Raw genomic sequence first — 23,818 nt, 5'->3', positions numbered from 1 at the left:
TGACCTCGATCCCACCCACGGGCGACCCTGCCCGGTCGGCGCATTGAGCCCACCACCCCGCCGGTAGGGTGGCCCGGTTGTCATACCCAGCCGAGCCGCCCAACCCCGTACGGAGACCGTGACTACCACCGCCGCCTCCTCCCACCACCTTTCCCCCGCCTTCCCCGGCCGCGCCCCCTGGGGCACCGCCAGCAAGCTGCGTGCCTGGCAGCAGGGTGCGATGGAGAAGTACATCCAGGAGCAGCCGCGTGACTTCCTCGCGGTCGCGACGCCCGGCGCCGGCAAGACGACCTTCGCGCTCACCCTCGCCACCTGGCTGCTGCACCACCATGTCGTGCAGCAGGTCACCGTGGTCGCGCCCACCGAGCATCTGAAGAAGCAGTGGGCGGAGGCCGCCGCGCGCATAGGCATCAAGCTCGACCCCGAGTACAGCGCGGGCCCGCTCGGCAAGGACTACCACGGCGTCGCCGTGACCTACGCCGGTGTCGGCGTACGGCCCATGCTGCACCGCAACCGCGTCGAGCAGCGCAAGACCCTCGTCATCCTCGACGAGATCCACCACGCCGGAGACAGCAAGTCCTGGGGCGAGGCCTGCCTGGAGGCCTTCGAGCCCGCCACGCGCCGACTCGCCCTCACCGGCACGCCGTTCCGGTCCGACACCAACCCCATCCCCTTCGTGACGTACGAGGAGGGCAACGACGGTATTCGGAGGTCCGCCGCCGACTACACGTACGGCTACGGCAACGCCCTCGCCGACCACGTCGTCCGCCCCGTCATTTTCTTGAGTTACAGCGGCAACATGCGCTGGCGCACCAAGGCGGGGGATGAGATCGCCGCGCGGCTCGGTGAGCCGATGACCAAGGACGCGATCAGCCAGGCCTGGCGCACCGCCCTCGATCCGCGCGGCGAGTGGATGCCCAGTGTGCTGCGTGCCGCCGACCAGCGGCTGACCGAGGTCAGGAAGGCCATCCCCGACGCGGGCGCCCTCGTCATCGCCTCCGACCAGGACTCCGCCCGCGCCTACGCCAAGCTCATCCGCGAGATCACCGGCAGCAAGGCGACCCTCGTCCTCTCCGACGACGCCGGGGCGTCCAAGCGGATCGACGACTTCAGCGGCAACAACGACCGTTGGATGGTCGCGGTGAGGATGGTGTCGGAGGGCGTCGACGTGCCCCGGCTCGCGGTCGGCGTCTACGCCACCACCATCTCCACGCCCCTCTTCTTCGCCCAGGCCGTCGGCCGTTTCGTACGGTCCCGGCGGCGCGGCGAGACCGCCTCCGTCTTCCTCCCCACCGTCCCCGATCTGCTCACCTTCGCCAACGAGATGGAGGTCGAGCGCGACCACGCCCTCGACAAGCCGAAGAAGGAGGGCGAGGAGGACCCGTACGCCGAGTCCGAGAAGGAGATGGAGGAGGCGAACAAGGAGCAGGACGAGGACACCGGCGAGCAGGAGCAGTTCTCCTTCGAGGCGCTGGAGTCCGAGGCCGTCTTCGACCGGGTGCTGTACGACGGCGCCGAGTTCGGTATGCAGGCACACCCGGGGAGTGAGGAAGAGCAGGACTACCTCGGGATCCCGGGGCTGCTGGAGCCCGATCAGGTGCAGATGCTGCTCCAGAAGCGGCAGGCGCGGCAGATCGCGCACAGCCGCAAGAAGCCGGACTCCGAGGCGGATCTGCTGGAGCTGCCCGCCGAGCGGCGGCCCGTCGTCTCGCACAAGGAGATGATGGAGCTGCGGAAGCAGCTCAACACGATGGTCAGCGCGTACGTCCATCAGAGCGGGAAGCCGCATGGGGTGATCCATACGGAGCTGCGGCGGGTCTGTGGGGGGCCGCCGAGTGCGGAGGCCACCGCGGGGCAGCTTCGGCAGCGGATCGCCAAGGTGCAGGAGTGGGCCACGCGGATGAAGTGACGCCGCGTGTGTTTAGGCCGCGGCGCCCTTCACGGACGTACATTCCAGGACGAACCGTCGTCGTCCGCACCCCGCCCTGCCCGGATTCTGGACGGAGCCTTCCGCTCAGCGAACCGGCTTCGCTAATGTCCGCCTACGCACACGCCCCGTGGCAGCGCCGCCGCGGAGCGCAGCCGTGAAGCGACGCGGTCCGGAAGGCCGGACCGCTGACCGATCGGCGGCCTCTGAAGCGCGTCACTGACGGGACTCGGTGACGCATCCGCCGCGAGGGGGCCCGCCGACCTCACCACTAAGGAGTGGGCGTCGTGACCGCGGAGACCTCTCAGACGCTCGACCGGGGACTGCGCGTCCTCAAGCTGCTGGCCGATACGGACCACGGGCTGACCGTCACCGAGCTTTCCAACAAACTGGGCGTGAACCGGACCGTTGTGTACCGGCTCCTCGCCACTCTGGAACAGCATGCCCTCGTACGCCGTGACCTGGGCGGCCGCGCCCGGGTCGGGCTCGGGGTGCTGCGACTGGGCCGACAGGTGCACCCCCTGGTGCGCGAGGCCGCGCTGCCGGCGCTGCGTTCGCTCGCCGAGGACATCGGGGCGACGGCCCATCTGACGCTGGTCGACGGCACGGAGGCGCTCGCCGTCGCCGTGGTCGAGCCGACCTGGACCGACTACCACGTGGCCTACCGGGCCGGTTTCCGGCACCCGCTGGACCGCGGTGCCGCGGGCCGGGCCATACTCTCCGCCCGGCAGCAGCCGATGGAGGAGCCCGGTTACACCCTGACCCACGGCGAGCTGGAGGCCGGCGCGAGCGGGGCCGCAGCGCCGCTGCTCGGGGTGACCGGCGTCGAGGGCAGCGTGGGTGTGGTGATGCTGGCCGATTCGGTGCCGGAGCGGGTCGGGGCGCGGGTCGTGGACGCGGCGAAGGAGGTCGCGGAGGCGCTGCGCTGACGGGGGGCGGGCCGGTGTCCGTGAGGCACCCTAGGCAGGGCCGCCGACGCCTCCGACACTCGGTATATGACCTCCCTCAGCATCCGCACCGTCCACGACGTCACCGGGCTGTCCGCCGTCGCCGGCTACTTCAGCGACGTATGGCACACGCCCCGCAGTACGCCGCCGTACCCGGCCGAAGTGCTGCACAGCCTCGTTCACGCGGGCGGGGCCGTGCACGGGGCGTTCGACGGGGAGCGGCTGGTCGGGGCGGCCGTGGCGGTGTTCGGGCCGCCCGCTTCCGGGGAGGCGTACTCGCTGGTCGCGGCGGCCGACCAGGGGCGCGGGTTCGAGGTGAAGCAGGCCCAGCGGGCGTGGGCGGTGGAGCGCGGGGCACGGATCATGCGGTGGACCTTCGATCCGCTGGTCGGCCGCAACGCGCGGTTCAACCTGGTCAAGCTGGGCGCCGTATGCACCGAGTACCTCGTCGACTTCTACGGCCCCATGGCGGACGGCGTGAACGACGGCGACGAGACCGACCGCCTCGCGGTGACCTGGGACCTGATCGAGCCCGCACAGCCGGAGAGCACCGGTGGCCGCGAGACCGCGCCCGTCACCCACACCGCCCCCGACGGCGGGCCGCTCGCCCGCCGCGACCCGGCCGACCGGCACGTCTGGTGCCGGGTGCCGGACGACATAGTGGCGCTGCGGGCCGCCGACCCCGAGTCGGCGCTGTGCTGGCGGCGGGCCGTGCGTGAGGTGTTCACGAAGGCCTTCGCGGACGGCTTCGTCGCGACGGGTATGTCTCGGGACGGTTGGTACACGCTCACCCGCCGGGAGGCCACCGCGTGAAACTCGAACGCGTCGAGATCGTCCACGTCGCGATCCCCCTCGTCAGCCCCTTCCGTACATCCTTCGGCACGATGACGACGAAGGACACCTTCCTGCTGCACATCGTCACCGACACCGCCGAGGGCTGGTCGGAGTTCGCGGCCGACCCCGAGCCGCTGTACTGCCCGGAGTTCGTGGCCGGCGCGGAGATCGTGCTGCGCGACTTCCTGCTGCCGCGCGTCGCCGCGCTGCCCGTGCTCGGTACGGCCCACCTCGCGCCGGCGATGGCGAAGATCAAGGGGCATGAGCTGGCGAAGGCGGCGCTGGGGACGGCCGTACTCGACGCGGAGCTGCGGTCGTACGGGATGTCGCTGGCCACGTATCTCGGGGCGGTGCGGGAGCGGGTGCCGGCCGGGGTGTCGGTCGGGATCCATCCGACGCTCGGCGAGCTGCTGGACGCGGTCGAGGGATATCTCGCCGAGGGGTATGTGCGGATCAAGCTGAAGATCGAGCCCGGGTGGGATCTCGAACCCGTACGGGCGGTGCGCGAGCGCTTCGGCGCGGAGCTGCCCCTTCAGGTCGACGCCAATACGGCGTACACACTCGCGGACGCCGAGCATCTGCGGCGCCTCGACGAGTTCGGGCTGCTGCTGATCGAGGAGCCGCTGGACGAGAACAACCTGCACGCCCACGCCCGCCTCCAGCAGCGCATCTCGACGCCTGTCTGCCTCGACGAGTCCCTGCACAACGCCCGCGACACCGCGTCCGCGATCGCGATGGACGCGTGCCGGGTGGTGAACGTGAAGCCGGCGCGGGTCGGGGGATACCTGGAGGCGCGGCGGGTCCATGACGTGGCGCACGCGCACGGGGTCCCGGTGTGGTGCGGCGGCATGCTGGAGACGGGCATCGGCCGCGCCCCCAACCTGGCCCTGGCGGCCCTGCCCGGCTTCACCCTCCCCGGCGACACCTCCGCCTCCAGCCGCTACTTCGCCGAGGACATCACGGAACCGTTCGTGCTGGTGGACGGCCATCTGCCGGTGCCGAGGAAACCGGGAATCGGCGTGGAGCCGCTGCCGGAGCCACTACGGCGCTTCACAAGGCACCGCCGAGACCTGTACGTGATCTAGGGCGTGTGTCGAACGTCCCGCCTGCGCCCCGACGCCCGGCACGCACGCTCGCCGCACGGGGGCCTGGGACAGGTGGCTCCGCCACATGACCCAGGCCCCCGCACGCCGATCGCACGCACCGGACGCCGCTGCGCCCGCGCTGCGCGCGGACGACGGGACATTCGACACACGCCCTTGGGGCACCCTGGGCAGCTCCGCCCCGCACCTGGCCGGAATCCGCCACCACGTTAGATTGATCCCGTGTTCTCTCGTCTCACGCGCCCCCGGGCCATCGCCGTCTGCGCTCTGCCCGTCGTGGCGCTGCTCGCCACGGCCGCCTTCGCGCCACTGCCGTTCTCGCTGACGCAGCCCGGCCTGACGGCGAACGTGCTGGGGGAGAACCGGGGCGAGCAGGTGATCACGATCTCCGGTGCGCCGACCCGGGACACGACCGGCGAGCTGCGCATGACGACGATCGAGGCGACCTCGCCCGACACCGACGTGTCGCTCGGCGATGTGGTCGACGCGTGGTTCCGCACGGACAAGGCGGTCATGCCGCGCGACTCGGTCTACCCGAGCGGGCGCAGCACCCGGGAGATCGAGCAGTACAACACCGAGCAGATGAAGGAGTCCCAGGACGACGCGACCCGCGCCGCCCTGAACTACCTCGACCTCGACGACAAGAACATCAAGGTCACCCTGAAGCTCGCGGACGTCGGCGGCCCCAGCGCAGGCCTCCTCTTCTCCCTCGGCATCGTCGACAAACTCGGCGGCGACAGCACCGGCGGCGACCTCACCGGCGGCCAGATCATCGCCGGCACCGGCACGATCGACGCCACCGGCAAGGTCGGCGCGGTAGGCGGCGTCTCCCTCAAGACCCAGGCCGCCAAGCGCGACGGCGCCACGGTGTTCCTCGTCCCCAAGGCTGAATGCGGCGACGCGAAGGCAGAACTCCCGAAGGGCCTGCGCCTGATCCCGGTGACCACCTTGAAGGGCGCGGTGAGCTCACTGAAGACACTGCGGTCGGGGACGGGCGCGGTTCCCGCCTGCTAGGCCCGCCCCTACTTCACGAACCCTTCCTGCTTCATCCAGTCCAACGCCACCTGATGCGGATCCTCCCCGTCCACGTCCACCTTCGCGTTGAGGTCCTGGGCGACGGTGTTGTTCAGTTTCTTGGTGATGGGGTCGAGGACCTGGGGGATGGCGGGCCATTTTTTGAGGGTCTTGGTGTTGATGACCGGGGCCGCGTTGTAGTTGGGGAAGAAGTGCTTGTTGTCGTCCATGACTACGAGGTTCATGGACTTGATGCGGCCGTCCGTCGTGAAGACCTCGCCGTAGGTGCAACTGCCCTTCGCGACCTGGGTGTAGATGATGCCGGTGTCCATCTGGGTGATGTTGCCGGTCGGCACCTGCATCCCGTAGGCCTTCTGCATGCCGGGCAGCCCGTCCGCGCGGTTGGCGAACTCGACCTCCACGCAGAGCGTGACCGCGCCGGGGTCGGACTTGGACAGGGCGGCGACCTCGGAGAGGTTGTTCGTGCCGTATTTCTTGTGGTTCCGCTGGTTCATGGCCAGGGCGTAGGTGTTGTCCAGGGCGGAGGGAGGGAGCCAGGTCAGGCCGTTCTTCGCGTCCTCCTTGCGGACCGCCTCCCACTGCTTTTGCGGGTCGGTGATGGGGTCGCTGTGGCCCAGGTACGTGATCCAGGCCGTGCCCGTGTACTCGTACCCGGCGTCCGCGTCCCCCTTCCGCACCGCCTCCCGGCTGCCGATGGACCCCTGGATGCCGGTGCGGTCGAGGACGTCCGCGCCGGCCGCCTGGAAGGCGATGCCCATGATCGCGCCGAGGATGAGCTGCTCGGTGAACGACTTCGACGTCACCGTCAGTTCGGCGCCCTCGAGCGGTTCGCCCCGCCCGATCGAACCGGGCTTCACGTCGTCCACCATGGGGGAGCCGCTGGTCAGGCCGCATGCGGAGGCCGCTACCAACAGCCCCGCCGCGAGCAGGACCGTACGTCGTCTCATAGGTCCAACCCCCGTGGCCGCAGCAGCACTTCCGCAAGCGACGCCAGCCAGTCCACCAGCAGGGCGAGGCTGACCGTGAGGATCGAGCCCAGGACCAGGACCGGCATGCGCTGATTGGTGATGCCCGCCGTGATCAGCACACCCAGGCCGCCGCCCCCGCCGAACACCGCCAGCGTCGCCGTACCGACATTGAGGACCAGGGCCGTGCGCACGCCGGCCAGGATCAGCGGGACCGCCAGGGGGAGTTCCACCCGGGACAGGACGCCCAGCGGGGACATGCCGATGCCGCGCGCCGCCTCCAGCATGGTCGGGTCGTTCGCCTTGAGACCGGCCATCGTGTTGGAGAGGACGGGCAGGACGGCGTACGCGATCATGCCGATCAGGGCCGCCTTGCGGCCGATGCCCAGCCAGATCACCAGCAGCGCGAGGAGGCCGATCGCGGGGGTCGCCTGGCCCATGTTGGCGAACGCCATCGCGACGGGCGTGGCCTTCCGGAACGCCCGCCGGGTGAGCAGGATGCCCAGCGGGATCGCGATGATCAGCACGAAGAAGGTGGAGATCGCGGTGAGTTCGATGTGCTCCCACAGGGCCTGGGACACCTGACCGTTCGCCAGGGCGTTCTCGGAGACCGCGTCGAGGTCGGCCTGCTGGAACCACAGCCAGGTCGCGAGGAGGATCACCACCAGCATCGCGGGCACGATGGTGAGCTGCTGCCAGCTCAGCTTCCGGGTCAGGGCCCGGGTCCGGGTCCGTACCGGCACCGCCTCGGGCTTCTCCTCCCGCACCTGGCCCGAGCCCTCAGGGCTGCTCACGCCTTCCGCCCCCCTCCCTCGCCCTCCTGCTCCGCATGCGTCCGCTCCGCCCGCGCCCCTTCCAACTCGTGCTGCGCCTCAAGGGCCTCAAGCCGGTCGGCCTCCAGCAGCTCGTGCACGGAGTTCATCAGCGTCTCCATGTCGACGACGCCCGTGTACTCCCCGCGCCGCCCGGTCACCACGGCCCGCCCCGCGTTGTCGGTGAGGACCGCCTCCAGCGCGTCCCGCAGCGTCGCGTCCCGCGTCACCGTGTCGTGCACCAGCGTCCCGGCCCGCGCCAGTGAACCCCTGGCCCGCATCAGATCGCCGCGCCGCAGCCACTTGTACGGCCGCCCCCGCTTGTCGAGCAGCAGGATCTCGTTGGTGCCGCTGGACCGGAGCCGGTTGAAGATCTCCTGGAGCGGGTCGTCGACGGTCACCGTCGGATAGTCGGTGATCTCCACATCCCGTACGCGGGTCAGGTTCAGCCGCTTCAGCGCCGCCCCGGCGCCCACGAAACCGGACACGAAGTCGTCCGCCGGGTTGGTGAGGATCGCCTCCGGGGTGTCGAACTGGGCGATGTGCGACTGCTCCCGCAGCACGGCGATCCGGTCACCGAGCTTGATCGCCTCGTCGAAGTCGTGGGTGACGAAGACGATCGTCTTGTGCAGTTCGTGCTGGAGTCTGATCAGCTCGTCCTGGAGATGATCACGGGTGATCGGGTCGACCGCGCCGAACGGCTCGTCCATGAGGAGGACCGGGGGGTCGGCCGCCAACGCCCTTGCCACGCCCACCCGTTGCTGCTGGCCGCCCGAGAGCTGGCGCGGGTAGCGGCCGCGGAACTCCCCGGGGTCCAGGCCCACCAGGTCGAGCAACTCCTCCACCCGTGCCGTGATCCGCGTCTTCGACCAGCCGATCATCTTCGGTACGAGCGCGATGTTCTGCGCGACCGTCATGTGCGGGAAGAGACCGGCGGACTGGATCGCGTACCCGACCTTGCGGCGCAGCTTCACCGGGTCGATGTCGGTGACGTCCTCGCCGCCGATGCGGATACGGCCACCGGTCGGCTCGATCAACCGGTTGATCATCTTCAGTGTCGTCGACTTCCCGCAGCCGGAGGGGCCGACGAAGATCACGACCTCGCCCGCCTTGATCTCCATGTTCACGTCGTCCACGGCAGGCTGCGCACTGCCCGGATAGAGCTTGGTCAGGTTCTCCAGCTCGATCGCCGCGCCGTGCTGCGCCTCGTCCGTGGTGTGCTCAGACACGGATCCCCCTGGAGATCGTCAGCCGGCCGATCAGGACGTACGCGGCGTCGAACAGCAGCGCCAGGATGATGATCCCGACCGTGCCGGCCAGCACCTGGTTGAGCGCGTTCGCGCTGCCCAGGGAGGCCAGCCCACGGAAGATCACATTGCCGAGGCCGGGTCCGGAGGCGTACGCCGCGATCGCCGCGATGCCCATCAGCATCTGCGTGGCGACCCGGATCCCGGTCAGGATCGGCGGCCAGGCCAGCGGCAGCTCCACCTTGACCAGCCGGGTCAGCCGGGACATCCCGATGCCCTTGGCCGCGTCCACCAGGGACGGGTCGACGCCGCGCAGCCCCACGATCGAGTTGCGCACGATCGGCAGCAGTCCGTACAGCGTCAGCGCGATCACCGTGGGCGCCACGCCGAGACCCACGATCGGGATGAGCAGACCGATCATGGCCAGCGACGGAATGGTCAGGATGCCGGAGGTGGTCAGCGTGGCGAAGTTGCCGGCCCACTCGCTGCGATAGGTGACCACACCGATCAGCACCCCGAGCAGGGTCGCCACCACCATGCACTGCAGAACGGCACTGGCGTGCTGGAGGGCGTCGGCGAACAGCTGCTGGTGGCGGTTGCCCAGGTACTCCCAGAAGCTCACACGCACTCACCCCACCGGATCGCGGGCTATTCGCCGTCCCTGTCCCGTGCCGCCTGCTCCACCAACGGGATGATCCGCAGCGGAACGGGGTTCTCCATCACGATCGCGGTGGAGGCCCGGACGATCCCATCGAAACCGACAACCCGGTCGATCACACGCTGGAGATCGGCGTTGGAGCGCGCCACGAGCCGGCACATCATGTCCCCGGTACCGGTGGTGGTGTGCAGCTCCAGGACCTCCGGCACGGTCGCCAAGTGGGCCCGTACGTCGGGCCCTTGCCCCTGCCGGATCTGGAGCGTGGCGAAGGCCGTGACCGGATACCCGAGCGCGGCCGGATCCACCTCGGGACCGAATCCCCGGATGACTCCGTTCGACTGAAGCCGGTCCAGCCGCGCCTGCACGGTCCCACGGGCCACCCCCAGCCGCCGGGACATCTCAAGCACCCCGATCCGCGGCTCGCGCGCCAGCAGCACGATGATCCGCCCGTCCAGATGATCGATCGCCACAGCAGCCTCCCGAACGGGGTGGTCATCCTGTACAGAGAGCCCGCGGAAACGAGCACTCCACTGGTCATATTGCCCAGTGAATACGCGAACTATTGCGCACCTTGCCACCCCGGAGTGAGGCTGCGCCTATGACGCAGACCACACACCACACTCCCGACACCGCCCGGCAGGCCGACCCCTTCCCGGTCAAGGGAATGGACGCGGTCGTCTTCGCCGTGGGCAACGCCAAGCAGGCGGCGCACTACTACTCCACCGCCTTCGGCATGAAGCTGGTCGCCTACTCCGGACCGGAGAACGGCAGCCGCGAGACCGCGAGCTATGTGCTGGAGAACGGCTCCGCCCGGTTCGTCCTCACCTCCGTCATCAAGCCCGCCACCGCCTGGGGCCACTTCCTCGCCCAGCACGTGGCCGAGCACGGCGACGGTGTCGTCGACCTCGCGATCGAGGTCCCGGACGCGCGGGCCGCGTACGCCTACGCGCTCGAACACGGCGCCCGCTCGGTGGCCGAGCCGTACGAGATGAAGGACGACCACGGCACGGTCGTCCTGGCCGCCATCGCGACGTACGGCGAGACCCGCCACACCCTCGTCGAGCGCAGCGGCTACGACGGCCCCTACCTGCCCGGCTTCGACGCCGCGACCCCGATGGTCGAGCCGCCCGCCCACCGAACCTTCCAGGCCATCGACCACTGCGTCGGCAACGTCGAGCTCGGCCGGATGAACGAGTGGGTCGGGTTCTACAACAAGGTCATGGGCTTCACGAACATGAAGGAGTTCGTGGGCGACGACATCGCCACCGAGTACAGCGCGCTGATGTCGAAGGTCGTGGCCGACGGCACGCTCAAGGTCAAGTTCCCGATCAACGAGCCGGCCATCGCCAAGAAGAAGTCCCAGATCGACGAGTACCTGGAGTTCTACGGCGGCGCGGGCGTCCAGCACATCGCGCTCAACACGAACGACATCGTGGCGACGGTCCGCACCATGCGCGCGGCCGGCGTCCAGTTCCTCGACACCCCCGACTCGTACTACGACACCCTCGGCGAATGGGTCGGCGACACCCGCGTCCCCGTCGAGACCCTGCGCGAGCTGAAGATCCTCGCCGACCGCGACGAGGACGGCTATCTGCTGCAGATCTTCACCAAGCCGGTCCAGGACCGTCCGACCGTCTTCTTCGAGATCATCGAGCGGCACGGCTCGATGGGCTTCGGCAAGGGCAACTTCAAGGCCCTGTTCGAGGCGATCGAGCGGGAGCAGGCCAAGCGCGGCAACCTGTGACCTGACCCCCGCTCCGGGATGGTCGTGCGGGCGCTCACGGGGGGCGTCCGCACGACGTCCGCACGACCCACGGGCCTACTCCGGGAGCTCGGCGTCCATGTCCGGCTCCCCCAGCTCCGCCAGCGCCTCCTCGGCCAGCGGCACCCGGGTCGGCGAGAACCGGGGATTGATCCGCAGCGCCTCCTGCAGATGCCGCCGCGCCGCCCCCGGCATGTCCAGCTCCCGCTCGATCATCCCCAGGTGGTACACGTACAGCGCGCTGCGCACCCCGCCCCCCTTGTGCCGGTCGGTCGCCACCCGCGCGTACTTCAGGGCCTCCTTGCCCTTCCCGGCCCGGTGCAGCGCCCAGCCCAGCGCGTCCGCCACCTCGATCCCCGGCTGCCTGCGCCACTCGTCCCGCAGCCGCCGTACCGCCGAATCCACGTCGCCGTGGTCCGCCTCGAAGCGGCCGAGGACCAGCTCCTCGTCCACCCCGCCGGCCGAGGACCGCGCCGCCCGCTCCCGCAGCAGGTCGTACTGCACCCGCGCCGCCTGCCCGAGGCCCAGCGACTCGTACAACTCGCCCAGCTCCAGCGCGTACGCCGGGTTCGGCTGCTTGGTGAAGGCCACCCGGTACGCGTTCAGCGCCTCCGTCGTGCGGCCCAGCGAGGCCAGTGTCCGGCCCTGCCCGGCGAGCGCGGTCCGCTGGTCGGGGTCGAGCCGTACCGCCTCCTGGAAGTGCCGCAGCGCCACGTCCAGGTCACCCCGCTCCCAGGCGAGCTGCCCGCCCCGCTCCAGATACGCCGCCCGCTCGGCCGGGGCCTCGGCTCCCGCCGCCGCGTCCGACAGCGCCGCCGCCGCGTCCTCGCGCCAGCCCCGGTCCCGGTACAGGGCGGCGGCCCGCGCCTGCACCGCAGGACCCGAGCGCAGTTCGAGCAGCCGGTCCAGGGCCCGCTTGGCGGCCTTGTAGTCGCCCAGCCCCGTGTGCGCCTCGATCAGCTGCGGATACGCCGTCCACTCCTTGCGGTCGACCTTGAGCGCGGCCTCGCTCCAGTTCCGCGCCGCCCGGTAGTCGCGGCGCGCGTTCGCCAGTGCCGCCATGCCGGACAGGGCGTCGGCGTTCTTCTCCCGCACCTCCAGCGAGCGGTGCAGCGCCCGCTCGGCCTTCGGGTAGTTCGCCGGATCCGAGGTCCGCCGCCCCTGTTCCACATACGCCGCCCCCAGCACCGCCCACGCCCCGGCGTCCCCGGGACGCTTCCGCAGCCGGGCCTCGCGCTCGTCGATCAGCACCGCGAGATCGGGCAGCGCGGCCGACACCCCGGTGGTGACGGCGGTCAGCGCCTGCGCACCCGGCGCCGGCTGCGGAGCCCGTGTCCCGCCCGTTCCCCACGGCACCAGCACCAGCACCCCGCCGAGCACCGCGCACCCCGCCACCGCGGAGATCAGCACCCGCCAGGGGATGCGCGACCGGCGGTTCCCAGGGCCCTGTTCGTTCTCCATGGCGCTCACTGTGCGTCGAACCGGCGTGCCGACACCACGACCACACCCGCCTTACGGCGCCTGCCGTACGCGGGGTTCACACCGATGGCCCCGGGTGTCACGCTGTGATCATGAGCCGTACCGAAGCCGCACCCGACCACGCCCGGGGTGACCTCACCGAGCGGCTGCTCGCGGGTCTGCCCACCGAGGCCGTCCTGACCGACCCCGACGTCACGGCCTCCTACGCCAACGACATGGCCAGCTTCTGCCCGGCCGGCGCCCCCGCCGTGGTGGTGCTGCCGCGCACCGTCGAAGAGGTCCAGCACGTCATGCGCACCGCCACCGAGCTGCGCGTCCCCGTCGTCCCGCAGGGCGCCCGCACGGGCCTGTCGGGCGGCGCCAACGCCTCCGACGGCTGCATCGTGCTGTCCCTGACCAAGATGGACCGCATCCTGGAGATCAACCCGGTCGACCGGATCGCGGTCGTCGAGCCCGGCGTCATCAACGCCACCCTCTCCCGCGCGGTCGGCGAACACGGCCTGTACTACCCGCCGGACCCCTCCAGCTGGGAGATGTGCACGATCGGCGGCAACATCGGCACCGCGTCCGGGGGCCTGTGCTGTGTGAAGTACGGGGTGACGGCGGAGTACGTCCTGGGGCTTGAGGTGGTGCTGGCCGACGGCCGCCTGATGACCACGGGCCGCCGTACGGCCAAGGGCGTCGCCGGATACGACATGACCCGCCTCTTCGTCGGCTCCGAGGGCTCGCTCGGCATCGTCGTCCGGGCCGTCCTGGCGCTGAAGCCACAGCCTCCGCAACAGCTGGTCCTCGCGGCCGAGTTCGCGTCAGCGGCGGCGGCCTGCGACGCGGTGTGCCGGATCATGGCCGGCGGGCACGTCCCGTCACTGCTGGAGCTGATGGACCGTACGACGGTCAAGGCGGTGAACGACATCGCGAACATGGGCTTGCCGGAGACGACGGAGGCCCTGCTCCTGGCGGCCTTCGACACCCCGGACCCGACGGCCGATCTGGCTGCGGTGGGCGCCCTGTGCGAGGAGGCGGGCGCGACGCAGGTGGTCCCGGCGGACGACGCGGCGGAGTCGGAACTCCTGCTCCAGGCAAGGCGGTTGTCCCTCACGGCACTGGAGGCGGTGCGGGGCGTGACGATGATCGACGACGTGTGCGTGCCGAGGTCCCGCCTCGGCGACCTGATCGAGGGCGTGGAACGCATCGCCGACAAACACCAGCTCACCATCGGCGTCGTCGCCCACGCGGGCGACGGCAACACCCACCCGACGGTGTGCTTCGACGCCGCCGACGCCGACGAGTCCCGGCGCGCCCGTGAGTCCTTCGACGAGATCATGGCCCTCGGGCTGGAACTCGGCGGCACGATCACGGGCGAGCACGGGGTGGGCGTCCTGAAGAAGGAGTGGCTGGCGAGGGAGATCGGCCCGGTCGGGATCGAGATGCAGCGGGGCATCAAGGAGGTCTTCGACCCCCTGGGCATCCTGAACCCGGGCAAACTCTTCTGACCCTTCACCCCTCACTGGGCGAGCAGCTGATCGAGCGCGTCGTCGATGCCCAGCTGCTCGCCCTCAGTCCCCGGGGGCACCACCCGCAAGGTCCGCTCCAGCCAGGCCGACACCTGCGCGGCCGGCGCCTCCAGCAGCGCGTCGCCGTCCGGGGAGCTGAGCCCCATCAGCACCACACTCCGCCCCTCGACCTTCGTCGGCCACACCCGCACATCCCCGTGCCCGCACGGCCGGAACACCCCCTCGACCAGCAGATCGCGGGAGAAGGTCCAGTACACGGGCTGCTCGGAGTTGATGTGAAACGTGATGTGCACGGCAAACGGATCGTCACTGTGATAGCTCAGCCGCGCCGGCACCGGCACACTCCGCTCCGGCGACAGAATGAGCCGCATCTCCAGTTCGCGTTCCACGACGGTGTGATGCATGGCGTACACGTCCTCTCTCGTACCTCGTGCGGCCCTTGTGAACGGGCCCGTACGAGTGGAGAGGGACCAGCGCCACGGATCATTACGCGGCTTCCCAGAACTTTTTTCCGCACCGCCCCCGACCGGGCTCCGGTGTTGTGAAGCCCGTGTACGAGGTTGCCCGGAAAGGAGTGGGTCCCACGGGACTGGCGGTGCTTGTTGCGTGGGTCTGATAGATGTGGAGGCCCCCATTTGACCCACGAGCAGATACCGGACGACGGACATGAGCGCCCCAACCCCGGCCCCCGGTGACGACCGGCCCCGCGAAGGGTATTACCCGGACCCGTCCATTCCTGGATATGTCCGGTACTGGAATGGTGCCTCCTGGGTGCCGGGCACCAGCCGTCCGGCGCCCACGGACGGTGAGACGCTCGACCCGCCGCCGGGCGCGCAGCCGGCTCAGGCCGGTGCGGCGCCCTCGGTGGAGGAGACCGGCCCGCACTTCTTCGACGAGGAGGCGCCCGCCGGCGCGGACTCCCCGCACGGCAGCCGCCCCGAGCCGGCGTCCGCCTGGGGTGCCGACTCCTCGCACCAGGCCGGTTTCGGCGGCGAGCAGGACCGCCGGGTCTCCTGGGGGCAGCCCGAGGCCGAGCCACGGGACCCGCGTACGCCGGCCCAGCCGGAGGGCACCGTCGAGCCGGCCGCCGACTCCGGTGACACGTTCATGATCCGTCGGCCCGTCGCGGGCGCCGCCGGCGGAGCGCAGCCGGGGCAGGGCACTCCCGGTATCCCGAACCCCGCCCGCCCCGCCCCCGTCGACGGCACCATGGCGATTCGCGCGCTCTCCCCGCGCACGGGACAGCAGGGCGGGGCGGCCGGGGCGCAGCCCGGAGGCACGGACGCGGACCGCTCCTCGGCGGCCGGTGCCCCGCAGGGCCCGGGCTTCGGCGCCGGGAAGGCCGCCGCCGAGCGTGCCGCCGGTGCCCAGGCGGCCCCCGCCGCGCCCCTCCCCGGCCCCCAGCAGGGCGCGCCGAGCGTCCCCCGGCAGTCCGGTGGTCCCCAGCCCGCGGCGGCCGCCTCCGGGACGCCCATGGCCCCTGGGCCGGGTGGCGGTCAGTCCTCCTGGGCCCAGCAGGTCCACCGTCTCGCGGGCCCGTCCGACGAGGACCAGCCCGTCGCCCCGTGGAAGCCCGTGCGGGAGGACCCCTTCGCGGCGGCCGCCCTGCGCCAGGCCGCCGCCCGCCCGGCGAACCTCGGCAAGCGGCTGGCCGCCCGGCTCCTCGACACCGTCGTACTGGCCGCCGTCACCGCCGTGGCCGCCGTACCGCTCGGCACCAAGGCGATCGACCACGTCAACGACAAGATCGACGCCGCCAAGCTCTCCGGCGAGACAGTCACCGTATGGCTGCTCGACGGCACCACGTCGGTGTACGTCGGCATCATCGTGGCCGTGCTGCTCGTGTTCGGCCTGCTCTACGAGGCGCTGCCCACCGCCAAGTGGGGCCGCACCCTGGGCAAGAAGGTGCTCGGCATCGAGGTGCGGGACATCGAGGCCCATGAGCCCCCGGAGTTCGGCGCGGCCCTGCGCCGCTGGCTGGTCTACAGCATCCCGGGCCTGCTCGTCATCGGCGTCATCGGCGTGCTGTGGTGCCTGTTCGACCGGCCGTGGCGCCAGTGCTGGCACGACAAGGCCGCGGGTACGTTCGTGGCGGGATGACGTCGTACGGCGAACGGCCCACGGAAAACACGTCCCTCGGACGGCCCCGCGCCGGATGCGAAACCGGGAGGTTCGCGGTCGACTCGGGGCCATGAGCAGCGAACCGCCTCCCGGCTCCGGGCAGCAGCCCCCGGAAGACGACCCGTTCAGGAAGCAGCCCCCACCACCCGGGGGCTCGGGTTCGCCGTACGGTGATCAGCCCCCGTACGGCGGCCAGCCCCCGCCTCCCCCCGGGGGTGGCGGTCCCTACGGCGGTGACCCGTACGGCGGTGGCGGCTACCCCACCGACCCGCTCGCCGGAATGCCGCCCCTCGCCGACAGCGGCAAACGCACACTCGCCCGCATCCTCGACATGATCCTGGTGGGTGTCGTCGTCTGGCTGCTCACCTGGGGATTCGGTGTCACCGAACTCGACGTGGACACCGACGACGTGGAGTACGGCAAGTCCCTGGCGCAGTCCGCGGTCGCCGCCGTGCTCTATATGGCCTACGACACGGCCATGACCGTCAGGACGGGGCAGACGCTCGGCAAGAAGCTGCTCAACATGCGGGTGGCCAACCTCGACAACGGCGCCACCCCGTCCGTGCAGACCTCACTGATCCGCGCGGCGGTGCTGTGGATCCCGTTCGCGTTCTGCTGCGCGTGTATCTGGACGGCGATCTGCGGCGGCTGGAGCTACTTCGACCGGCCGTACAAGATGGGGCTGCACGACAAGGCGGCGAAGACGGTCGTCGTCAGCACCGGCAGCTGAGATGCGTCAGGACTGGGAGAGCGCGGGCTCCTCGGCCTTCTCCTGTTCCGCGCCGGCGGGCCTGCGCATCGCCACCACGCGAGGCTTCTTCGGCATGGGCACCGTCATGGCGACCAGGAGGCCGAGCAGCAGCGCCGCGACGGCGATGACCGCGATCCCCACACCCGAACTGGTCTGTGACAGCAGCAGCATGGCGAGCGTCGAGAAGATCACGGTGCAGGAGCCGTAGGAGAGCTGTGCGGCAGTCGGACGAGGCATGATCATCGTGTCCTCGGAATCAGGGGTGCACGGGGGTTTCGGCCTGGCTTTCCGCCGACGTCCGGGCGTTCCGCCATCCGACTCTAACGGCGTGCATGCCCCAGAGGAATAAACCGTAAGCGTGACCTTACCTACAGTGCCGGTGCACGGGGGGCGCACGGAGTCATGGCGTCCAGCAAGTGGACGGCGCCGCGCGCCCGTTCGAGAAAGATCGTTGTTCGTTAAACGAACATCAACTCCGCATAATGCAATTGACGGGTCCAAGTCAAGGTCTGTCTTTTCTGCTTAACCTCTAGTCAAATGTCGTCACTTGACTACACGCGTTGATGACGCGCGCGGATCCTCCATGACCAGGACCGTCCTTCCGCGCGCCGGGCGCGGGGGAGGATCTCAAGTGACCAGTAGACCCTGGACTTTCAGAACGGCGGCAACAGCCGTCGCGCTCGCCACGGCGGCGGCGACGTTCTCGACCTTCGCGGTGGCTCAGGCCGACGAAGGCGCGCCGGCCTCCGTGGAGCGGCACGATCCGGCGGAGCACACTCACGTCGACCATGACCTCGACGGCCCCATGAGCAAGACTCAGGAGGCCCAGCGCGAAGAAGCCCTGAACCAGGTCATATCGGGCAAGAGCAAGATCAAGGAGCGCGAGGGCTCCAAGGTCGTCGAGCTCAAGAGCAAGAAGGGCGACAGCAAGTACGTCGAGCTGGGCCGCGAGAAGACCGACAAGATCTTCACGATCCTGGTCGAGTTCGGCGACAAGCTCAGCGAGTTCGGCGGCACCCCCGGCCCGGCCCACAACCAGATAGCCGAGCCCGAACGCAAGAAGGACAACTCGACGGCCTGGCAGGCCGACTACAACCAGAAGCACTACCAGGACCTCTACTTCGGCACCGGCAAGAAGACCGAGTCGCTGAAGAAGTACTACGAGAAGACGTCCTCGGGCCGCTACTCGGTCGACGGCGAGGTCACCGACTGGGTCAAGGTCCCGTACAACGAGGCCCGCTACGGCAACAACGCCTGCGGCCAGACCAACTGCTCCAGCGTCTGGAACGTCGTCAGCGACGGCCTGAACGCGTGGGTCGCCCAGCAGAAGGCAGCTGGGAAGTCCGACGCGGACATCAAGGCGGACGTCGCGAAGTTCGACCAGTGGGACCGCTACGACTTCGACGGCGACGGCGACTTCAACGAGGCCGACGGCTACATCGACCACTTCCAGATCGTGCACGCCGGTGAGGACGAGTCCGCCGGCGGCGGCGCCCAGGCCGAGGACGCGATCTGGGCCCACCGCTGGTACGCCTTCGGCACCGACGCGGGTGCGACCGGCCCCGACAGCAACAAGCTGGGCGGCGCGCAGGTCGGCTCCACCGGCATCTGGGTCGGCGACTACACCATCCAGCCGGAGAACGGCGGACTCGGCGTCTTCGCCCACGAGTACGGTCACGACCTCGGTCTGCCGGACCACTACGACACCTCCGGCGGCGAGAACTCCACCGGCTTCTGGACGCTGATGTCCTCCGGCTCCTGGCTGGGCACCGGCAAGAAGGAGATCGGTGACCTGCCCGGCGACATGACCGCCTGGGACAAGCTCCAGCTGGGCTGGCTGAAGTACGACACCGCCAAGGCCGGCACGAGTTCGTGGCACAAGCTGGGTGTCTCCGAGTACAACACCAAGCACAAGCAGGCCCTCGTGGTCGAGCTGCCCAAGAAGAAGGTCACCACGGAGATCGTGGCCCCGGCGCAGGGCGCGAACCAGTGGTGGAGCGGCAAGGGCGACAACCTCGCCAACACGCTGACCCGTTCCGTCGACCTCACCGGCAAGTCCGCCGCCTCGCTGACGCTGGACGGCTGGTACGACATCGAGGCCGAGTTCGACTACCTCTACACCGAGGTCTCCACCGACGGCGGCGCCAACTGGACCGCCATCGACGGCACCGTCGACGGCGCGGCCATCCCGAAGGACGCCAGCGGCAAGCCGGCGCTCACCGGCACCTCGGGCGCCTACAAGAAGCTGGCCTTCCCGCTCGACGCCTACGCCGGCAAGAAGATCGACCTGCGCTTCCGCTACCAGACGGACGGCGGCGTGGCCCAGAAGGGCTTCGCGGCCGACCAGATCACCGTGACCGCCGACGGCACGGCGCTGTTCTCCGACAACGCCGAGACCGCGGACGCCGCTTGGGCGACGAAGGGCTTCTCGCGCATCGGCGGGTCCATCTCGGGTGACTACGCGCAGTACTACATCGCCGAGAACCGTCAGTACGTGTCGTACGACAAGACCCTGAAGACCGGCCCGTACAACTTCGGCTTCTCGACGACCCGTCCGGACTGGGTGGAGCACTACCCGTACCAGAACGGCCTGTTGATCTGGAAGTGGGACACCTCGCAGCAGGACAACAACACCAGCCAGCACGCCGGTACCGGTCTGGTCCTGCCGATCGACTCCCACCCGGGCGCGCTGAAGTGGGCCGACGGCACGCTGCTGCGCAACCGCATCCAGTCCTACGACTCGCCGTTCAGCAGGTTCCGCACGGACGGCATCACGCTGCACAACGCGGACGTCGCGCTCCGGATCCCGTCGCGTGCGGGGGTGCCGGTCTTCAACGACCACACCAGCACGTACTACGACGCGGCGACCCCGACCGCCGGTGTCAAGATCACTGACACCAACACCAAGATCAAGATCGTCAAGGAGGCCAAGGACGGCTCGACGATCGAGCTCGAGGTAGGCCCCGCGACGAAGTAGTCGCTATTTCCCCAGGTCAGAGCATGATCGGCGGCAACCCCTTGGCGGGTTGCCGCCGCTCGTGTTTAGGTGCACCCTGTGCTTCCCTTATTGACACCGACTCGCACGGGGGTGTGACCGCATGGCCGCAGGAGGTTTCTGCAAGCTGCCGACCGGCAGCGTGGTGGTGGCGCTGAACCTGCCCAGACCCACCGCCGACGGCACGGGCTGCGTCCGTGTCCTCGTCCACGCCCAGAACCGCGCCCGAGCCCTGACCAGGCTCCGCAACCTGGGCATGCGCGCCGTCTACCTACGGGGCAACGCGGCCCCGCCGACCCCGGACGAGATCACGGCGGTCCTCCACCACCCGGACGGCCTGATATGGCGAACGGCACCTGACAACGGTGTCGCGTTCAGCGCGGAGCTGTGGCATCCGATCAGAGCGCTGATGAGACGCCCGGCTGCAACGCCCTGAGCTGGCGCGGAGGGGGACTGCAACGCCTTAAGGGGCGCGGGGCTGTATCGATATGCGGCTCCGCCGCGTGGGCGCGACAAGCCACAACGCACCCGCAGACTCCCGACAACCATCCGCGGCACCCCCTACCGAGCGCCTTACGCCACGACAGGCTTCCCGGTCAGCTCGACCCCGACCTCCCGCATCTCCTCCAGCGCCCGCTCGGTGCTCTCCGAGGAAACCCCCGCGGTCAGGTCCAGCAGAACCTGCACCCGAAACCCCTCCCGCGCCGCATCCACGGCAGTGGCCCGCACGCAGTGATCCGTGGCGATCCCCACCACATCCACCTCGGAGACCTCCCGGGCCCGCAGCCAGTCGGCCAGCTTCACGCCGTTCTCGTCGGCCCCCTCGAACCCGCTGTAGGCCGCCGCGTACGCCCCCTTGTCGAACACGGCGTCGATCGCCCCGGAGGCGACCGCGGGGGCGAAGTTCGGGTGGAAGCCGACCCCCTCGGTGCCCGCGACGCAGTGCGCGGGCCAGGAGTGCGCGAAGTCGGGGTTCGTGGAGAAGTGGCCGCCGGGCGCGATGTGATGGTCACGGGTGGCCACGACGTGCTGGTAGCCGGAACCGGCGGCCTGCCCGATCAGCTCGGTGACGGCGGCGGCCACGTCGGCACCGCCGGCCACCGCGAGGCTGCCTCCTTCGCAGAAGTCGTTCTGCACATCTACGACGATCAAGGCGCGGCGCATGGTCGGTGTCCTTCGGTTATGGACGCTGGCGTCGGGACGGTGGAAAAGGTCTCCGGCCCGGCCGATGAACTTCCGAGCCTAGAGACTTCAGGTGCGGTCCGGGAGGGGGCATTGGGCGAGTACGCCGGGCGCGCTCACTTCACGCCCCTGCCCGGTTACCCGAGCGCCCGTTGACATACTCCGTCGGAATGACAGGTTCCCCCCGGGAGAGCTGGGTGGCGGACAGCGGCAGGTTGCCCCGGGCGGCCACATGCCGGTCCCGTACGGCGTCCAGCGGCTCGCGCGCCACCACGTCACCGCCCTTGACCAGCTCGACGAGCAGCTGCCGGTCCGCCAACTCGGCCGGAACCGCGCCCGTGCCGACGACCTCGGCCTCCGCGACGCCGTACTCGTCGAGCCGCCGGGCGGCCCACTTGCGGCCGCCGATGGAGGTCTTGCCGCCGGTGGACTTCTTCGCCACCGGCACCAGTGCCGCCCCGGGATCGGCGGACCCGGCGCGCGCGACCAGCTTGTAGACCATGGAGCAGGTCGGGTGGCCGGAGCCGGTGACCAGCTGGGTGCCGACGCCGTACGCGTCCACCGGTGCCGCCGCCAGGGAGGCGATGGCGTACTCGTCGAGGTCCGAGGTCACGATGATCTTCGTGCCGGTCGCGCCCAGCTCGTCGAGCTGCTGACGGACCCGGTGCGCGACCAGCAGCAGGTCGCCCGAGTCGATCCGGACGGCGCCGAGCTCGGGCCCGGCGATCTCCACGGCCGTACGCACCGCCTCGGCGACGTCGTAGGTGTCCACGAGGAGGGTGGTGCCGCGGCCCATGGAGTCCACCTGGGCGCGGAAGGCGTCGCGCTCGCGGTCGTGCAGCAGGGTGAAGGCGTGTGCGCTGGTGCCGACGGTCGGGATGCCGTAGCGGAAGCCGGCGGCCAGGTCGGAGGTGGAGGCGAAGCCGCCGAGGTACGCGGCGCGCGAGGCGGCCACCGCGGCGAGCTCGTGGGTGCGGCGGGCGCCCATCTCGATGAGCGGACGGTCACCGGCCGCCGAGGACATGCGGGAGGCGGCCGCGGCGATCGCGGAGTCGTGGTTGAGGATGGAGAGGATCACCGTCTCCAGCAGCACGCACTCGGCGAAGGTGCCCTCGACCCGCATGATCGGGGAGCCGGGGAAGTAGACCTCGCCCTCGGGGTAGCCCCAGACGTCACCCGAGAAGCGGTAGTCCGCGAGGCGGGCGAGGGTCTGCTCGTCGACGATGTTCCGCTCGCGCAGGAACCCGAGGACGTCGGCGTCGAAGCGGAAGTTCTCGATGGCGTCCAGGACCCGGCCGGTGCCGGCCACGACGCCGTAGCGCCGCCCCTCGGGCAGTCGCCGGGTGAAGACCTCGAACACGCTCCGCCGCTCGGCCGTGCCCGCCTTCAGGGCCGCCTGCAGCATCGTCAGCTCGTACTGGTCCGTGAAGAGCGCCGTCGAGGGAACGTCCACCGGCAGCCCAAGGTCCGCTGTGTTCATGGCAAGGATGATACACCCCTTTGCGTCAGTGTGACGATTTGTGGGGCCCATGGCAGCATGGGCACTGTGACGTCACCCGCTCCCGTAGAGATCGAACGAACCGAATCGGCGGAGGAGACCTTCGCCGTACCCGAGCCGGACGTCCCCTGGGTCACGATCGTGCACAACGACCCGGTCAACCTCATGAGCTATGTGACGTATGTCTTCCAGTCGTACTTCGGCTACACGAAGGACAAGGCCACCAAGCTCATGCTCGATGTCCACCACAAGGGCCGGGCGGTCGTCTCCAGCGGCAGTCGCGAGGAGATGGAACGCGATGTGCAGGCGATGCACGGCTACGGCTTGTGGGCCACCCTCCAGCAGGACCGGAAGTAGCGAATCGCCTCCATGCCAGGAACCTTCGAACCGCTCCCCGGCGGCGGCGCCGCCGTCGCCCTCGATGACGTCGAGATCTCCATCATCCGGTCGCTGGCCGTGCAGCTCCTGGAGCTGATCGGACCCGGGCCCGCCGAGGATGCCCCCGACGACCCGCTCGCCGAGTTGTTCGCCGAGGGGCCGAGCGAACCGCCCGCCGATCCGGTGCTCAAGCGGCTGTTCCCGGACGCCTATATCGACCCCGAGGGCACCCCGCAGGCCAAGGAGGCCGAGGAGCAGCGGGCGTACTCCGCGGAGTTCCGCCGCTACACCGAGAACGACCTGCGGGCCGGCAAGCGGGACAACGCCCTCGCGGTGATCCGCTCCCTGGACGAGCTCAGCGGTGCCTCCGCCGGTGAGGGCGGGGCCGTGCTCAAGCTCTCCGTCGAGGAGTCCCAGCGCTGGCTCGCCGCCCTCAACGATCTGCGGCTGGCCATCGGCTCCCGGCTGGACATCGCCGACGAGGACGACACCGACCTGCTCTACCGCCTCCCGGACGAGGATTCGCGCAAGCCGATGGTGATGGCGTATCTGTGGCTGGGCGGACTTCAGGAGACGCTGGTCGCGACCCTGATGCCGTAATTCGCGACGC

The 23,818-nt window shown here is 70.0% G+C and carries 23 protein-coding genes; 13 read left to right on the top strand and 10 right to left on the bottom strand.

Annotated elements, in window-relative coordinates:
• Positions 1-118: 118 nt before the first annotated feature.
• The 5 genes from IE325_RS37165 to IE325_RS37145 all read left to right on the top strand — a co-directional run bounded on the left by IE325_RS37165 (position 119) and on the right by IE325_RS37145 (position 5,825).
• A complete protein-coding gene (locus tag IE325_RS37165; RefSeq protein WP_190074577.1) occupies positions 119-1,909 on the top strand; it encodes a DEAD/DEAH box helicase in 1,791 nt (596 codons plus the stop codon).
• Between the two features lie 305 nt (positions 1,910-2,214).
• Complete coding sequence (locus IE325_RS37160; RefSeq protein ID WP_190074576.1) at positions 2,215-2,856, top strand: IclR family transcriptional regulator; 642 nt, start codon at positions 2,215-2,217, stop codon at positions 2,854-2,856.
• 66 nt (positions 2,857-2,922) lie between these two features.
• Complete coding sequence (locus tag IE325_RS37155; protein WP_190074575.1) at positions 2,923-3,687, top strand: chorismate synthase; 765 nt, start codon at positions 2,923-2,925, stop codon at positions 3,685-3,687.
• The gene (menC, locus tag IE325_RS37150) at positions 3,684-4,793 is read left to right on the top strand and encodes an o-succinylbenzoate synthase (protein WP_190074574.1); all 1,110 of its coding nucleotides are present in this window, start codon (positions 3,684-3,686) and stop codon (positions 4,791-4,793) included. The genes IE325_RS37155 and menC overlap by 4 nt, the downstream gene beginning before the upstream one ends.
• Before the next feature lie 240 nt (positions 4,794-5,033).
• The gene (locus tag IE325_RS37145) at positions 5,034-5,825 is read left to right on the top strand and encodes a YlbL family protein (protein ID WP_190074573.1); all 792 of its coding nucleotides are present in this window, start codon (positions 5,034-5,036) and stop codon (positions 5,823-5,825) included.
• An 8-nt stretch (positions 5,826-5,833) separates the two neighbouring features.
• Here IE325_RS37145 and IE325_RS37140 read toward each other — a convergent pair whose 3' ends face one another.
• From IE325_RS37140 to IE325_RS37120, 5 genes are read right to left on the bottom strand one after another with little or no spacing between them, the layout of a single operon-like run.
• Positions 5,834-6,793, bottom strand: a complete 960-nt coding sequence (locus IE325_RS37140; protein WP_190074572.1) for a glycine betaine ABC transporter substrate-binding protein — start codon at positions 6,791-6,793, stop codon at positions 5,834-5,836.
• Positions 6,790-7,554 carry an ABC transporter permease gene (locus IE325_RS37135; RefSeq protein ID WP_229912296.1) on the bottom strand — a complete coding sequence of 255 codons (765 nt, stop codon included), beginning with the start codon at positions 7,552-7,554 and terminating at the stop codon, positions 6,790-6,792. The genes IE325_RS37140 and IE325_RS37135 overlap by 4 nt, the downstream gene beginning before the upstream one ends.
• A gap of 47 nt (positions 7,555-7,601) precedes the next feature.
• Positions 7,602-8,852, bottom strand: a complete 1,251-nt coding sequence (locus IE325_RS37130; protein ID WP_190074570.1) for a betaine/proline/choline family ABC transporter ATP-binding protein — start codon at positions 8,850-8,852, stop codon at positions 7,602-7,604.
• Positions 8,845-9,492, bottom strand: coding sequence for an ABC transporter permease (locus IE325_RS37125; RefSeq protein ID WP_190074569.1), 648 nt, complete (start codon positions 9,490-9,492; stop codon positions 8,845-8,847). Before IE325_RS37125 ends, IE325_RS37130 begins: the two co-directional genes overlap by 8 nt.
• 26 nt (positions 9,493-9,518) lie before the next feature.
• The gene (locus IE325_RS37120) at positions 9,519-9,998 is read right to left on the bottom strand and encodes an Lrp/AsnC family transcriptional regulator (RefSeq protein WP_190074568.1); all 480 of its coding nucleotides are present in this window, start codon (positions 9,996-9,998) and stop codon (positions 9,519-9,521) included.
• Between the two features lie 128 nt (positions 9,999-10,126).
• On the opposite strand from IE325_RS37120, the gene hppD reads away from it, so the two are divergent.
• The gene (gene hppD, locus IE325_RS37115; protein WP_190074567.1) at positions 10,127-11,272 is read left to right on the top strand and encodes a 4-hydroxyphenylpyruvate dioxygenase; all 1,146 of its coding nucleotides are present in this window, start codon (positions 10,127-10,129) and stop codon (positions 11,270-11,272) included.
• Between the two features lie 75 nt (positions 11,273-11,347).
• On the opposite strand, the gene IE325_RS37110 is transcribed toward hppD, so the two are convergent.
• A complete protein-coding gene (locus IE325_RS37110) occupies positions 11,348-12,751 on the bottom strand; it encodes a tetratricopeptide repeat protein (RefSeq protein WP_190074566.1) in 1,404 nt (467 codons plus the stop codon).
• A gap of 104 nt (positions 12,752-12,855) precedes the next feature.
• On the opposite strand from IE325_RS37110, the gene IE325_RS37105 reads away from it, so the two are divergent.
• The gene (locus IE325_RS37105; protein ID WP_190074565.1) at positions 12,856-14,262 is read left to right on the top strand and encodes an FAD-binding oxidoreductase; all 1,407 of its coding nucleotides are present in this window, start codon (positions 12,856-12,858) and stop codon (positions 14,260-14,262) included.
• A gap of 11 nt (positions 14,263-14,273) precedes the next feature.
• Here IE325_RS37105 and IE325_RS37100 read toward each other — a convergent pair whose 3' ends face one another.
• Positions 14,274-14,687, bottom strand: coding sequence for an SsgA family sporulation/cell division regulator (locus IE325_RS37100; RefSeq protein WP_190074564.1), 414 nt, complete (start codon positions 14,685-14,687; stop codon positions 14,274-14,276).
• Positions 14,688-14,949: 262 nt separating this feature from the next.
• On the opposite strand from IE325_RS37100, the gene IE325_RS37095 reads away from it, so the two are divergent.
• Together IE325_RS37095 and IE325_RS37090 are read left to right on the top strand one after the other, a co-directional pair.
• Positions 14,950-16,383, top strand: coding sequence for an RDD family protein (locus IE325_RS37095; RefSeq protein ID WP_190074563.1), 1,434 nt, complete (start codon positions 14,950-14,952; stop codon positions 16,381-16,383).
• Between the two features lie 91 nt (positions 16,384-16,474).
• A complete protein-coding gene (locus IE325_RS37090; protein WP_190074562.1) occupies positions 16,475-17,134 on the top strand; it encodes an RDD family protein in 660 nt (219 codons plus the stop codon).
• Between the two features lie 6 nt (positions 17,135-17,140).
• Here the strand turns inward: IE325_RS37090 and IE325_RS37085 are convergent, their stop codons facing one another.
• The gene (locus IE325_RS37085) at positions 17,141-17,398 is read right to left on the bottom strand and encodes a hypothetical protein (protein ID WP_190074561.1); all 258 of its coding nucleotides are present in this window, start codon (positions 17,396-17,398) and stop codon (positions 17,141-17,143) included.
• A 388-nt stretch (positions 17,399-17,786) separates the two neighbouring features.
• Here IE325_RS37085 and IE325_RS37080 point away from each other — a divergent pair, with 388 nt between their 5' ends.
• Together IE325_RS37080 and IE325_RS37075 are read left to right on the top strand one after the other, a co-directional pair.
• The gene (locus tag IE325_RS37080; protein WP_190074560.1) at positions 17,787-20,132 is read left to right on the top strand and encodes an immune inhibitor A domain-containing protein; all 2,346 of its coding nucleotides are present in this window, start codon (positions 17,787-17,789) and stop codon (positions 20,130-20,132) included.
• A 121-nt stretch (positions 20,133-20,253) separates the two neighbouring features.
• A complete protein-coding gene (locus tag IE325_RS37075; protein ID WP_190074559.1) occupies positions 20,254-20,586 on the top strand; it encodes a hypothetical protein in 333 nt (110 codons plus the stop codon).
• A gap of 137 nt (positions 20,587-20,723) precedes the next feature.
• On the opposite strand, the gene IE325_RS37070 is transcribed toward IE325_RS37075, so the two are convergent.
• Positions 20,724-21,314, bottom strand: a complete 591-nt coding sequence (locus tag IE325_RS37070) for an isochorismatase family protein (RefSeq protein WP_190074558.1) — start codon at positions 21,312-21,314, stop codon at positions 20,724-20,726.
• A gap of 139 nt (positions 21,315-21,453) precedes the next feature.
• Complete coding sequence (locus tag IE325_RS37065; RefSeq protein ID WP_190074557.1) at positions 21,454-22,812, bottom strand: nicotinate phosphoribosyltransferase; 1,359 nt, start codon at positions 22,810-22,812, stop codon at positions 21,454-21,456.
• 57 nt (positions 22,813-22,869) lie between these two features.
• On the opposite strand from IE325_RS37065, the gene clpS reads away from it, so the two are divergent.
• Both clpS and IE325_RS37055 read left to right on the top strand, forming a co-directional pair.
• Positions 22,870-23,187, top strand: coding sequence for an ATP-dependent Clp protease adapter ClpS (gene clpS / locus IE325_RS37060; RefSeq protein WP_190074556.1), 318 nt, complete (start codon positions 22,870-22,872; stop codon positions 23,185-23,187).
• A gap of 12 nt (positions 23,188-23,199) precedes the next feature.
• Positions 23,200-23,808, top strand: a complete 609-nt coding sequence (locus IE325_RS37055; RefSeq protein WP_190074555.1) for a DUF2017 domain-containing protein — start codon at positions 23,200-23,202, stop codon at positions 23,806-23,808.
• Positions 23,809-23,818: the final 10 nt, after the last annotated feature.

The organism is Streptomyces lanatus (assembly GCF_014655715.1).
GTDB classification, from domain to species: domain Bacteria; phylum Actinomycetota; class Actinomycetes; order Streptomycetales; family Streptomycetaceae; genus Streptomyces; species Streptomyces lanatus.
This window is presented reverse-complemented; position numbering and strand designations above follow the sequence as displayed.